Source organism: Fontivita pretiosa (assembly GCF_050410795.1).
Lineage (GTDB): Bacteria > Planctomycetota > Phycisphaerae > Tepidisphaerales > Tepidisphaeraceae > Fontivita > Fontivita pretiosa.
In genome coordinates this window covers 3,763,153-3,776,847 of record NZ_CP191258.1, presented here as the reverse complement: position 1 = coordinate 3,776,847, position 13,695 = coordinate 3,763,153, and the positions used below count along the sequence as shown (strand labels likewise).

The 13,695-nt window shown below is 63.5% G+C and carries 6 protein-coding genes; all 6 read right to left on the bottom strand.

Annotated elements, in window-relative coordinates; all coding sequences use genetic code 11:
* Positions 1 to 72: 72 nt before the first annotated feature.
* Positions 73 to 4,362: a beta strand repeat-containing protein gene (locus ACQS5P_RS15280; protein ID WP_428937480.1), complete on the bottom strand. Its 4,290-nt coding sequence runs from the start codon at positions 4,360 to 4,362 to the stop codon at positions 73 to 75.
* Between the two features lie 122 nt (positions 4,363 to 4,484).
* Complete coding sequence (locus ACQS5P_RS15275) at positions 4,485 to 5,333, bottom strand: type II secretion system protein (RefSeq protein ID WP_428937479.1); 849 nt, start codon at positions 5,331 to 5,333, stop codon at positions 4,485 to 4,487.
* A gap of 431 nt (positions 5,334 to 5,764) precedes the next feature.
* Positions 5,765 to 7,108, bottom strand: a complete 1,344-nt coding sequence (locus tag ACQS5P_RS15270; protein WP_428937478.1) for a BNR repeat-containing protein — start codon at positions 7,106 to 7,108, stop codon at positions 5,765 to 5,767.
* A 175-nt stretch (positions 7,109 to 7,283) separates the two neighbouring features.
* Positions 7,284 to 9,266, bottom strand: a complete 1,983-nt coding sequence (locus ACQS5P_RS15265) for a rhamnogalacturonan lyase (protein ID WP_428937477.1) — start codon at positions 9,264 to 9,266, stop codon at positions 7,284 to 7,286.
* Positions 9,267 to 9,488: 222 nt separating this feature from the next.
* Complete coding sequence (locus ACQS5P_RS15260; RefSeq protein ID WP_428937476.1) at positions 9,489 to 11,585, bottom strand: hypothetical protein; 2,097 nt, start codon at positions 11,583 to 11,585, stop codon at positions 9,489 to 9,491.
* A gap of 273 nt (positions 11,586 to 11,858) precedes the next feature.
* The gene (locus ACQS5P_RS15255) at positions 11,859 to 13,418 is read right to left on the bottom strand and encodes a hypothetical protein (protein WP_428937475.1); all 1,560 of its coding nucleotides are present in this window, start codon (positions 13,416 to 13,418) and stop codon (positions 11,859 to 11,861) included.
* Between the last annotated feature and the right edge of the window lie 277 nt (positions 13,419 to 13,695).

The following is a 13,695-nucleotide window of genomic DNA, read 5'->3' as shown; positions in this document are numbered from 1 at the left end:
AGGCGCCACACAAGTTGAAGCAAGACGGCGGCCCGCTGTTACACGAACCGCCGCCGCGGAGGAGGTACAAGCTCAACAATCCCGCCGACGCCGTGGCCGCTGAAGCGACCAGGCCGCGCCGAGCAACAGTCCCATCGTCGCCGGCTCGGGAACCACGCCCGACTGAATCGCCCGCAACGCCGCAACGTACTCGCCGCCGAACAGCTTGGTGTGCTCGGCAATGAGCGCCTCGGCCAAGGGACCGGCCTGATTCACGTACGCGTTGTCGATCAGGGCATAGTCCGTCGCGTCGATCACACCCGAGTAGTCAAAGTCCCCGTTGATCCAGCCGCTCAACGTGTTGACGTAACCGTTGTCGATCAGCGAGTAGTCGGTGGCGTCGATCGAGCCACTGAGGTCGGCGTCTCCGAAGTAAGTGAACTTCACCAGCACCTCCGTGCCGACCAGGCCGCTGACACCGGCGAAATCGGTGTAGATCGGCCCACTGCCTCCCACCTGAGCCAGGTCATTCAGGACCACACCAAGGCCGTACAGGAAGCTGCCGGCGGTGGTGTTCTGGACATTGGCCTGCGTGCTGCCGATGCCCGGGCCGAGCCAGTCGAAGTTTCCGCCGTTTTCAAGGGCAGTCTTGATCTGCGCCGTGGCGGTTGCCAGGCTGCCGGCCGTGAGGATCAGGCTGTTATTATTCAGGTCGAGTCGCCCACCCGTGATCGTCAGGTTCGGCAGGACGCTGGTGCCGCTGGGGTCGTTGGCGGTTCCCTTGACACTCACCGCCGCCGTGCCTCCGGTGACAATCAGGCCGTTGACGTACTTGGGAACGATCAGCGTGCCGGCATTGACCGCGTACGTGCCATTGGAGTTGTTGGGGCCGGTCATCGTCCACGTGCCGCTGTCATCCTTGATGATGTTCACGCCCCGCGGCGTCGCGTCGGCGTTGTTCAGGATCGTGGATGTGACCGTGCCCACGCCGTCTCCAGCCAGTCGCAGATGGCGGTTGCTGCCCAGATTGGCAATTGGCTGAATCGTGCCGCTGACGGTCAGCGAAGCGCCGGCGGCGGCCGACAGAGTGGTCAGCGAGCCGCCGAAGTTGATGTAGATGTTGCCGCTGAGCGTGTTGGCCCCGTCAAGTGCCAGAATCGTGGGCGTCAGGTTGTTGCGCTGGTGCAGGTTGATCGTGCCGGCGGTAATGCTCGAGCCGTTGGCCAGCTCCAGCCGGCCCTGCCCGGTAACCTGCTGCGCCTGAACGTTGATGAACGCCCCCGGCGCCAGCGCGTTGGTGGCGCCCAGGCGGATGATCCCCTGGCCGTTGCCTCCCGTGTTGTCGCTGATGATCGCGCCTACCGCGTTGCTGGGGTTGTTCACGACCAGCATGCTGGTCAGCCCGCCCTGCGAGGTGGTCAATGTCCCATTGAAGCCGCTCAGATCGCCCGTGAACGAAACCGTGCCGCCGGAGTTGCCCACGCCGATGGCGCCGTTGCCGACGATGGTCTGGGCGAAGTTGCGCACGCCGTCAGAATCGATGATGAGCGTACCCAGCGCGTTGGTGCCATCGCCGACGACCTGAATCGAGCCGGTGCCCAGACTACCGGCCAGCGAGCCCAGGCCCACCTGAAGCGTTCCGCTGCTGACCACGGTGCCGCCGGTCCAGGTGTTGGCGGTGTTGGTCAGGATCCAGGTGCCGCTGGTCTCCTTGACCAGCGCCCCTGAGCCCAGCGACAGCACGCCGTTGATCTCTCCCACGCCGTTGCCATCGGCTCGGAGCGTGAGCGAGTTGCTGCCGGTGATGTTGCCGTTGAGGACCAGTCTGGCCCCGCCATCGACTTTGAGGGTGGTGGTTCCCGCAAGGGTCACGGAGCCGTTGAAGGTGCTGGTGGTTGCCCCACCGGCGCGCAGCGCGCCATCGCCGGCCACCGGACCTTCGCCGCTGAGCACCAGCGGTTCGGCGGTGACGAGGTTGGCGACGGAGAACAGTTGCCCGCCCGCGTTCACCGTGGTGCCGCCGACCACGTCACCCAACGACGCGTTGTTGTTGATCCGCAACGAGCCGGCTTCGACGACGGTCGCGCCAGTGTAGGTGTTGACGGCGGTCAGCGCCAGGCCGCCCGAGCCGCGCTTGACGAGCTGCCCGCTTCCCTGGATGACCGAGGCGATCGTCAGATCCACGCTTTTGTCCACCACCAGATTCGCGTTGTTGGTGATGGTCGCGCTGCCCAGATCGCCGTCGGTTCCTCCGACACCGATCTGGAGCGTTCCGCCGCTGATCGTGACCGCGCCCAGCGTATTGGTTCCGGAGTTGACGACGATCAGTGTGCCGGTGCCGCTCTTGGCCAGTGTCGGGTTGCCGATCAGCGCGCCAGAACCCTGGAAGGTGTAGGTCTGGGCCGTATCCACAACGATCGACCCGGGCAGCAGATTGCCGATCAGGTTCACCGTCGTGTTGGTGCTGGTGTCGTTGAACGTGACGTGATCGCCGAGGAAAAACTTGTCGGGCGTGGCGCCGTTCAGCCAGTTCTGCGTGGTCGCCACGTCCCATTCGTTGCCGGCGCCGTTGCCGACCCAGACCAGGTTCGCCACGTTTCCGCTGACGACCAGGTTCACCTGGCCCGGCGCTGTGGCGACGGCGGCGGTCTGGCGGCTTTGCCCGGCGCTGAAGCCCTGGATCGCAAAGTCCGAAGCATTGAGCGTGGCACCGCTGCTGAACTCGATCAGGCGGTATGTGCCGGTGGCGAACGCGGCGCTGATCGGGTTGAGATACAGATTGATCGGCCCGGAGCTGCCGTCCACCATCACATCACCCTGGACCGACAGAAGGTCGTTGACGCCGCCGCCCACGGTTGTCACATTCGCCAGATCGAAATAGATGCCTCCCCCGGTGGCGGCGAAGGCGTTGGACAGCGAGAGGTTTCCGACGATATGGCCGGTGCCGACACTGCCGGCGGCGGCGCTGTCGCCCAGGCGCACCACGTTGTCGCCGAAGACCGCCAGCGTGCCGGTGGTGAAGGTTCCGCCCAGCACCAGCGACTGGCCCAGCACGCCCGCCGAGGCGCCGGGCTGAAGCGAGTAGGTGGTGAAGGTGCTGGCGTCGAACGCCCCGCCGGAGCGAACCGTGATCGACGTGGGCGTCGGGGCAGTGCCGATCTCGCCGCTGGTGCCATCGGTGCTGACCACGCGCAAGGTGCCTCCGGCCGAGATGGTGGCCGAACCCATCATCCGCGTGCCCAGCCCGCCGTCGAACACCAGCGTGCCGCCGTTGACGTTGACGGCGATGAACGTGCCGGTGTTCATCCCTGCTCCCAGCGTCCAGGTCCCCCCGCCGCTCTTGTTGATCGTCAATGTGGTGCTGGCTGGTGGCGCGACCCAGTTGACGATCTGTCCGTTGCCGTTGCCCAGCAGGTTCAGAAATCTGCCGGTGCCGGTGGCGGAGGTGTTCCAGTTGGTGATGGTCAGGTTTCCGGCGGAAGACTCGTAGCTGAAGGTGCTGCCGCCGGTGTTGGTGTAGACATTGGTGATGGTGTTGTTTCCGCTGATGTTGCGGATCATGACCTCACCGATGCCGCTGCGGGCGCGGGTGACGACGTTTTTGGTGACGGTGATGTTGCCTTCCAGCTCCAGCACGCCCTTGCCGGTGCCGCCGCTGCTCAGCGCGGTGGTGATCGTACCAGTACTGCCCAGCGCGTTGCCGTGGGTCAGTCGCACGGCCCCGCCGTCGATGAACACGTTGCCCGTGAATGTGGAATTGTCGCCGCTGAAGATCGCCGTGCCGCTGAAGAGGCTGGCCACATCATTGCCGCCGCTGACCGGCCCGCCGATGTTCAGCGCCGTCGATCCGGTCTGGATCGAGCTGACCAGCCCGCCGTTGAACAGCACGGTCGAAGCGCCGGTGATGCGGACGGCGTTGGCCGAGACCGTCCCCCCGGCGCCGATGTTGACCAGTCCATTGAAGACCAGCCCGGCGCTTCCGGCATTGATCGTACCGGCGGTCAGGGCCAGGGGGTTGTTGAACGTCTGGGCAAAGGCGCTGTTGTTGATGAGGCTGCCGGCCAGCGAGCCGACTCCCGTGCCCAGCGTCAGGGTGCTGCTGCCGCCGAACGTGAACGCCGACGCCAGCGGATCGAACGTCAGGCCCAGATACTGCGTGGGCAGATCAACCAGCGGCGAGGTGCGGGTGCTTCCGGTGAAAATGGCCACGTCCGCCGACGACGGCGTGGCGTCGCCGACCCAGTTGGCCGGCGTGCTCAGCTTATCGTCGGCGCCTCCCCCGTCCCAGGTGAACGATGCGGCTTGCGCCGTGAATTGCCAAAGGGCAAGCTGGGCGCAGGCGGCGCTGGCGGCCGCGATCAGAAGCTGCTTGGAACGTTGCATTGTTAGCCCTCCAAAAATCCGCGCTTGGCCAAGGGACGCTGATGGATCAGTGACCTGGCTGTCTGTTGTGTTGCGACCTGTTTTGTGTCTTGCGTTCGGTTCCGAGTTGAAGCCGATCCCGATCACCGCGGGGTCGGGGGCGCGACTTTCGGCGGCGCTTGTCCGCGGTCAAAGTCATACCACACGCCGCTGACCGCATTGCCCCTGGAGTCCTTCCGCAGAATAAAGTCGTTGTACTGCGTGCCGAAGATCGGATCGCACTTTTGCAGATTGTCGTCGAAAACGCCCAGCGGCACCCACGTCGCCCCGCCGTGCCCATACAAGACGTTGGCCCCAAACCGGTGCGCCACCACCATGTCGTCCCGATCCGAGGCCACGTCCGCCAAAATCGCCATGTTCTTCATCCGCGACAGCCGCGGGAACTCCTGCTTGCGCCCAAAGCCGTCGTCAAGCGTGGTCACCAGCGACGCCTGCGGCGGATAACCCCAGTTCACCTCAGGTCGGCAGGCATAGCTCGAGCGCGTGGGGTTGTTTGGATCGCGTCCTGGCGGCCAGGGATTGATCTGGGTGTCGAAGGCGTTGCCGAAGTCCGTGCGCGACGGGCAATACAGCACCCCCGGCTCTTTCAGCAGCTTCGTGTCGTACAGCTTGCCGAACAGCACGAAGGGGTTGCTGGTGTCGTTGGGCGTGGCCGCGGCCGTGTGATTGCTCCAGATCATGTAGTTCATCTGCTTGTAGCCATGCACGTATCCGATGGGGATGCGATCCTTGTTGCGCATGGCGTACTCGACGAACGCGGCATGGATCTGCTTGAGGTTGGACAGGCATTTGACGCGTACGGCGGCGGCGCGAGCCTTGTTCAGCGACGGCAACAGGATCGAGACCAGCAAAGCGATCACGCCGATCACGACCAGCAGCTCAACCAGCGTAAAGGCCCGGGACATCCAACGACGGCGATGCGACAGAGCCATGGGATCATGCTCCTGAAAGCCGAATTGACCGAAGCCAGCGCGCAGGCAGCGACGCGCCGTGCAACAGGCGACCACTTGCGGAATCCGCGGACCGCCGTGCAGCAGACAACCTTAACCTCACCCACCCGGCTGCGGATCGCACGCCCCTGCGTTCGATCCGGGCGAATCCACGCTTGGTTCAGGCCAGCTCGGCTGACAGCAGCTACATTCGATATGCCAGTGCCGCAGTTGCCAAACCGTCCTGAGCCTGCCTCCGCTGCTGCGACCGGCCTAGGATAGCATGATAAATCCGAAATGCAAATGAAAATCTCTGTAATTATCAGATTTAATTACATCGTCATTTTCGCCCGCCACACCAGTTGAACAAGCCACCCAAGTCCCTGGCACAGACCAACATAAGTGCAGAATCGGATCGCCGGATCAGAGCTTTTTCACGGCGGACTCCACTCCAGTACGTAAACCATCGTCGGATCGGTCGCCGCCACCGCCTCGGCATCGCGCTGCTCCACCCGTTGCACGAAAAGATGGAGTTGATGCTCCCGCTGCCACAACCGCTGATCAAAGCTGGGTTCCCATTGCCCAACCGATTCGTTGGTGAGATCGTCCACCCGCCACTGCCCCGCAGACAGATCCTCACACCATGCAACTGAAACTCGATTGCCCCGCTCCTCGTCACGAAATACCAGGCAGGCTTTGTCGGCACGCTCGGCGGCGTGGACCATCAATTGTGGCCGACTGATGGGGACGCGCCGCGTTCCCCCGCCGCCCAGTCGAAACGCGGTTTTTCGCTGCCCGACCTGTCGGATTCGCCACTGCTGTCCATCGTGATACACGAGCTGATACTGCGGAACGTCGGTTCCCAAAGGCCGCCAGTACGTCGCGATGTATGGTCTGCCCCTGGAGTCGGCGGCCATGGAAGTCTGATTCATCAGTTCATGTCGTTGAGGGATGCGCGCGGCGATCTCCGCGGTCGCCTCGGTGATCGGCAACTGATACATCTGCCCGCTGGTCTTGTGCCACGATTTTCCTCCGTCCGTCGATCGCGCGTAGCACAGATCGTGATTCGTCGCCACGTCCGCTGATTCTCGCCACACCCACGACAGGTGAATCGTCCCCGCCTCGTCCACCGCCACCTGCCAATAGGCACTGCGCTGCCCCTGCCCGTCGATCAGGTTGTGCTGAAGCTGGGTCCATGTCTGCGATTTGGGGTCATAGGCTTTGACGGCGAGGTTGCCCTGCCCGGAAGCCCCATCGCGGTAGAAAAACAACAGCCCACCATCCGGCAGGTTGTAAAACTCCGGATAGGTCACGCGATCCTCCAGCACGCCGCTCATCGGCAACTTCGGGCCAAGCTGAAGCGAGCCGGCCTCCACGCCGCGCGCGTATCGCAGCGGACTGTTGTGATGATCCCACGCCACATGCAAGCGCCCCGAGCCATCGACGGCCAGGCTGATCGAGTTGTGCGCGTCGCGGACGTTTCCCTTGTACTGGGTCGTCTGAAGCGACCACTGATTCGATCCGAGCGTGCGCCGGCCCAATACGACATTTGCCTGCGGGTCGTAGAACGCGATGTACTGCCACTGCTCGTGCGTCGTCAGGGAATATTTGCGGAAGATCGTCGCGTTGACGGAGTTGCCCGACCAGCCCGCTGCCACCGGGACGAGTCTGGCTCCGGCGCTGGCGGTCAGCTCCTGCCCGGTCTGTCCGCCAGCGGCAACAACGCAGGCAACCGCCACAACGCAACAGCCCGCCGCTAAAGTCAACAGATTTGCCATGCCACAGCCTCTGCGGCCCGGAACCATGATGCTTTTTACATGGCCGGGCGTCGAATTCTCATGCTCAGATTATCACAACACCGGATGAAGCGTAATCGCAGGCGGCGCGCAGGGCCGTTGCGGGCCGCAATGAGGCTTCGACGGCGGCTGATCCGGCGTGCACAGGCCACTGCTGTCAGCGCGTCGCCAAATCGGCCCTTGGCCCGCCATTCTGGTCGGGAATGCGCCTGCCCACGACCCTGATCTTGGCAGGCGGCGGCGGAGACATCTCATCGCCAATGTAGAAGCTTGGATGCGGCGGCTGGTTGTAGGCCACGTTCTGCCACGCGATGGCCAGGCGATACTGCGGATCGTGCATGAGCGTGACGAACCGGTGTCTGGTCGGGATAGTTGTGGTGTAGATGCGGATTTCCCGATTGTCGGCGCTGCGCACGATCAGTTCCTCGCGCCAGTCACCCAGGATGTCGCCGCTGAGGCACGGGTTGGTCTTGGTGCCGTTGTTCATCAGGCATCCATCGGCGGTGAAGATCGGGACGGTTTTCTGATTCTCCCAGTCCCACTTGCTGATCTGCGGAGTCCAGTCCTGTCCGCCGGGACGATCCAGCAACTCGCGCAGCAGGTCGCCATCCCACCAGATCGCGAAATTGCATGAGCCGGGCTTGACGGCGGAGATTTCCTCGCCGCGGGCGTTCCACATGCCAGTGATGCCTGCGCCGGCGGTCCAGGACTCGTTGCCGGGATGTCGCGGATCGACGTTGAAGCACACGCCGCGTCCCGGGCCTTCGCCCCGATCGCCACCGCTGGTCGCCGCTCGCCGCGACGGTTTTTTCCAAAGTGTCTTGCCGCTGCGGGCGTCTTCCATGTGCGCCCCGGCGTCGGCGAAACGCTCCTGGATGTCGAACACTTCCAGTCCCGGATTGTCCAGATTGAAATCACCCACGTGCAGCGCATCGCCGTGGCCATAGCCCGTGGACCACAGCCCCTGGCCGTTGTCGTCGATCACGCAGGCGCCATAGATGATTTCGTCCTTGCCGTCGCCATCGACGTCGGCGACCGAAAGGTTGTGATTGCCCTGTCCGAAGTACGGATGGCTCCGGTCCGGACCGGTGTCGAACAGCCAGCGAAGCGTGAGCTTGCCATTTCGCCAATCCCAGGCGGCCAGCGTGCTGCGAGTGTAGTATCCGCGGCACATGACGACGCTGGGGTGCTGGCCGTCCAGATACGCCACACACGCCAGGTAACGCTCGCCGCGGTTCCCGTAGCGGTCGCCCCACAGCGCTCGGTACTCGTCCAGATCCGGGTTCTCCGGGTGGTTGTTCGTGCGCGGCGGCACGTATTTCCCGGTCGCCAGCGCAGCGCCCATCCTGCCATCAAAAACCGTCAGCCACTCCGGGCCTTTGAGCACGTGTCCATCCTCGTTGACATGATTGGCGTTGGCATCGCCCAGGACTTTGCCCCGGCCATCGGTCGTGCCGTCGGAGGTCTTGCAGACCATCTCGGCCCGCCCGTCACCGTCCAGGTCATACACCATGAACTGCGTGTAGTGCGCGCCCTCGCGAATGTTGCGCCCAAGGTTGATGCTCCACAGCAGCGTGCCGTCGAGCTTGTAGGCCTGGAAGATCGGCGGATCGGTCGGGCCGCGGTGTGAATTGTCGTGGCCACGACCGGTCATGTGCACAACCAGCTCGTATTCCCCGTCGCCGTCCAGATCGCCCACCGATGAGTCATTGGCGGTGTAGCCCTCGGGCGGCTGAATGGGGATCGAAAGGTAAGGCCGCACGGGCGCGTTGGCAGCGAACTTGAACGGCTTGCCGGGCGGCTGCTCCCGGCCGTCAACAACCGCACGCACCAGATATGAAGTGGGCCGATCCAGCGTCGCCTGCGTATCGACGAAGAAGCTGACGTCGGCGATGGGTTGGGGATTGATCTTCGTGGGCGGCGCCTGATCGATGGACCGATAGACGTTGAACGCGACATTCGGCGGATCGGTGGCCAGCACTCGCCAGCTTAAGAAGACCTTGCCCTGGCCCTGGTTGATCGCGACCAGGCCGCGATCCAGGTTCTCCATCCAGCGCTCGGCGGCGCATGCAGATGCGGCAGCGCTATAGCAGCACAACATGAACAGCAACGCCCGCCCAAGCGGATTGTGCAACTTCATCGCCTATCCTCGCTTCCGTTGGATGACCTGCGGATGATTTTCACGATCTTTCATTAATTTTCATCTTTTTTACCCCAAAGCGACATCCATGTTGACTCGATCAGCCAAAAAGCAACCGGGCACGGAGCAAACCGGTTGTGGGTCTGCTGCGTGCCCGGTGACAACACGAATGCCTGGGTTCTGCCTGCGCGGCCCGCAAACCGGGCCGCGCGAAAAACAGGCTCAGGCCTCCAGATCAACGTCCGCCACCTGCTCGTTGGGCCTCTGGTCGAGGATGAAGTCGCGGTTGGCGGCGTCGGCATTGAAGAAGAACCAGTCATTGCCCGCCCCGCCAAACAGCAGATCGGTCGCGGCGTCGTCGAAGACCGTTCGCGACGGGCCGTCGGGATTGAAGAACGCGTTGCCGTTGGCGCGGGTGGCGGTGCCGGAGCCATCGCGGATGTTGGCCACGCGCTGCGAGTACGTGCGTGTGCTGGTCCACTCGGCCATGATCGCCAGCAAGGCGTCGCGGTCGGCGTCATGGCTGGTGTAGCCGGCGATGATGATGTCCTCGTCGATGTTGCCGACGAGCAGGTCGCTGCCCAGCCCGCCGATGATCAGGTCGCGTCCCCCGCCGCCGACCACCGAGTCATTGCCATCGCCGCCGATGATCACGTCGTTGCCCCAGCCCGTGCCGATCAGATCATTGCCCGCTCCGCCATCGACGAAGCTGTAGCCGCCGGCGTTGGCGGCCGAAGCACCGTTGGCGGCCAGGATCACGTCGTTGCCCGCTCCGCCAAGTACGGTGATGTTCACTGGCGTGTTGCCGCTGAGCAGCACGGTGATCACGTCGCTGGCACTGCCGCCGCTCACTTCGATGTTATTGATCGACGCAAACGGCCCGTAGGTGGTGTTATCGATCACGACGCTGAACTGCCCGCCGCTGGAAGTGATCAGGATCGTGTCACCGTCGTTGCTGGCGGTAACCGACATCTCGCCATTTGCGACTGTGACCGGTGACGCTGCCGGCGCATCGCCGTATCGCGCCAGCGCCTGAACCAAATTCGCATCGCCAGCCACGATCAATCGTCCGCTGCCGTCGTTCATCTCCACCACCTCATAGGCGGCTCCGAAGCTGCCGACGACGGTACTGACGTAGCCATTGGGAGCGAAGCTGGTATCGGGATTACCGCTGAGATCGAACCGACCGACCAAAAAGTCATGGGGAGCGGACGTCCCAACGACCACCGCGCGCCCGGCGCTGTCCAGCGTCATGCCCAAGCCCAGTAGATCGTTGGTGCTGCTGGCCAGTATCGCCTCACCGCCGTTGCCCCAGGTGCCGTCCAATGCGCCGCTGGGGGTATAGCGTTGTACAGTCGCATTGTAGAAGGAGTTGCTCGCGTCAATGTAAGTGCCGACCAGGTAGATGTTGCCGGCGGCATCAATCTCCAGATCGGTGTAGAACTCGTCGAGGTGGAGGTCGGCGAGGACCATTCCGTCGCGGGAATCGCCATCGCCAGCGCCGAAGGTGGTGTCCAGCCCGCTGCCGTCGGCCAACACTCGAGCCAGTGCCGCATGGTTTACCATGTGGGCGTGCGAACCCCCGATGACGATCTTGCCATCGTTCTGGATTGCCAGCGCGACCATTGTTCCCGTGCCGATGAACTCGCCGGAGTCGACGAAATCGACAACGGCCACGCCTGGAGCGCCCGAGGGGTATTGCGGCGAGTTGAAGTCCGGATCCGGCACGCCGAAGGTCGGATCCAGATCACCATCCTCCTCGAGCTGTACCACTGCCGCGGCTCTAATGTCATCGGCGGTAGCGACCACAACGATCTGGCCGCTGGGACGCACCGCGACCTCGCCGACCTCAACACCTTCCCCAAGCTCGTACACCACCAGCCCGTTGCCGCCGAAGTTGGGGTCAGGCGTGCCGTCACTCAGCAGTCGGGCGACGAACAACTCGCCGTTACCACCCATGCCGGCGACTACGATTCTGCCCGCCTGGTCGATCGCCACCCCTCTCCCGATATCGCCAGTGGCACTGATTTGGGGCAGCGTGACCACGTTGGCACCAAAAGCGCTGTCCACACTACCGTCGGTGTTGTAGCGGACAACGCTCAGATGGTTGTCGGCCTGCCCAACGGTGACCACCTTGTTGTCGGCTTGGATGGCCAGGTCGAAGGCGGCCCAGGCGGCGGGGTTGCTCACAATGCCGCCATTGCCGAACGTCGGATCCAGATCGCTGGCCGCCAGCAGTCGACGCTGCTCCAGCGGCTCCAGCCAGGTTGCGCTGCGTGTGACGTCTTGAGTGAAACCGGAAGAACTGCAACGTCGCATAGTTTGCTCCTTCCCCCGTTGGGGACACAGGTACGAGAGTGGTACGACAAGCCAGAATCCGGATGTGATCGGGAGAGCAAAGCCGTCAGGCCGCCCGATGGAAAACCTGACTGGATCTCCCCAAAACCCGAACGCCCCAGCCCGCCTGGGGCCACAGCACCCGCCAGTAGTGTGCGCATGATCGGCGATTCGTCAAGCAAAACTTGATTGAGAACACAACAGAAGCAATAGGAACCGCGCTGCGCGACGCCCTCCACACTTTCGAATGTTGGTCTATCTTCCGGAGTCGTTCCGCATCGAATTGAACTGACTGTCAGGCAGACGTGACGGCGCCTCAGCATCACTGGCAACATGCTCGGCCACTTCGCTTCGCAGGCTCCGATACTGCTGTGCTGAGCGGAACCAGGTAAGGCTGAAACGATCGCCCATGGCACGCAACTGACGATCAGCCTGAGACCATTGCCCGCACCACGCGGCAAGTTGCGCATAGCGGCTGCGGTGGTACAGCGACTTGGGATATCGTTGCAGGTACGGCTCGTAGACCGCCTGGATGTCCTGCCAGATGTGTGGATCAGATGTAAAGTACTCCCGACGCAGCGTGTCGATCGCCCGGCCCTGCTCATCCAGCGATGCTGCTTGCAGGTGCGCCTCGACCAGCAGCAGCGGGATACCCGATTCCCACCTGCCCCCGGCAAGGCATTGTCGGCCGAACTCAATCATCGCGGCGATGGAGCCGTGGGGGCTTTGTCCGGGCTGTAGCAGACTCAGTTTTGCCGCGTAAACGCGAAGAAAGTCCGGATCCACCGCGACGGCGCGATCGAACCAGACGCCGATGGCATCGGGGATTTTTCCGCGCGCGACCTGGACCGACATCATCAGTTCGGCGGCCAGGGGGTTGTGCGGATCGATCTGCCAGGCGTGCTGTGCCGCCGCCAGCGCGTCGGCCAGTCGCTGTTGATGAATCTGTGCGACTTCGGGGGTATCGGGCTGCGCCTGGGCAGCGCGGGCGGCGTCCAGCGCGTGTTCCAACAGCATTCGTCCGCGGATCACCGCCAACAGGCCCGCACCCAATCGCTGCGGCTGGCGTCGCGCCTGTTGCTCCAGCATCGCCATCGCGACGTTGAACGCTTCGGTGCGATCGCGTTCGACCACGGCCGAGGCGTCGCCGATCAGGTCAAACAGCGTCACCAGCGCGTCGATGGGGATTTGCTCGTCGGCAAGCGCCGCGGGCAAGACGGCATTGGCGGTGGCGAGCATGCGTCGCGCGTCGCGCCGTGCCGCGCGGGCATCGGTCTTGGATTTCCCGCGCATCGCCGCCGCACGCAGGTTCACCATGCATTTGAGCAGCGGATGGTATCCGCTGTCGGCGATCCGCATCGCCGATTCGACGTGGATCGGGACGATCTCCTCGTATTTCCGGTTGAAATAGGCGTGCCCCCGCGCCAGCGCGAACAGCACCAGCGGATCGTTACATCCCGAATCCTGGGCGCGCCGGCCCGAATCAAACATGATGTCGTACTCGTCGGCCTCGGGGCGGAACTCCAGCGCCAGCAACGCCGCCAGCGCTTGCAGCGCCCGCTGGGCGTGATCGTCCCAAGCCGGGTTGCGTTTCCCGACTCGCTGGTAGTCCTCCACCGTGATTCTGCGGTAGAAATCGATCGTTTGCTGACAGCGCTGGGCGGACGGCGGCACGCCGACGGTTGTAGTCGGCGCGGTCTGACCCGCGGCGGAGGCAACGTACCAGGCCGGCACCACAAACACCGCCAGACTCAACGCCACCACAAGCCGCCCGCGAAGACAGATCGCACCCTTGATTGTCGGGTCATCCGGCACGGTGCTGCGTGTAACATGACCGGACGCTGGATGCAAACATTTCGGCCAAAATGGCGCGGTTCACGAGCCTCACAGCGGAGTGCACGGCCCGCCGCGACAAAGATGCGTCGATCCGGATTTTCGTTGCAGACGCTAACAACTCGCCAGATAATCAATTGTGCCGGCTGTTGCATGCGTTTGCCAATCTGAACTGGCTTGCCGCGGGAATCCGGTCACGGTACAAGCGGTTTCACAAGTTGGAGTTGTGTTCGCCAGGCGCCGGTGAGCAATCGAAACG

What these genes read in the sequence shown, in the direction of transcription:
- ACQS5P_RS15280 (WP_428937480.1), bottom strand. Translation starts at nt 4,362, where the DNA reads ATGCAACGTTCCAAGCAGCTTCTGATCGCGGCCGCCAGCGCCGCCTGC.
- ACQS5P_RS15265 (WP_428937477.1), bottom strand. Translation starts at nt 9,266, where the DNA reads ATGAAGTTGCACAATCCGCTTGGGCGGGCGTTGCTGTTCATGTTGTGC.
- ACQS5P_RS15275 (WP_428937479.1), bottom strand. Translation starts at nt 5,333, where the DNA reads ATGGCTCTGTCGCATCGCCGTCGTTGGATGTCCCGGGCCTTTACGCTG.
- ACQS5P_RS15270 (WP_428937478.1), bottom strand. Translation starts at nt 7,108, where the DNA reads ATGGCAAATCTGTTGACTTTAGCGGCGGGCTGTTGCGTTGTGGCGGTT.
- ACQS5P_RS15260 (WP_428937476.1), bottom strand. Translation starts at nt 11,585, where the DNA reads ATGCGACGTTGCAGTTCTTCCGGTTTCACTCAAGACGTCACACGCAGC.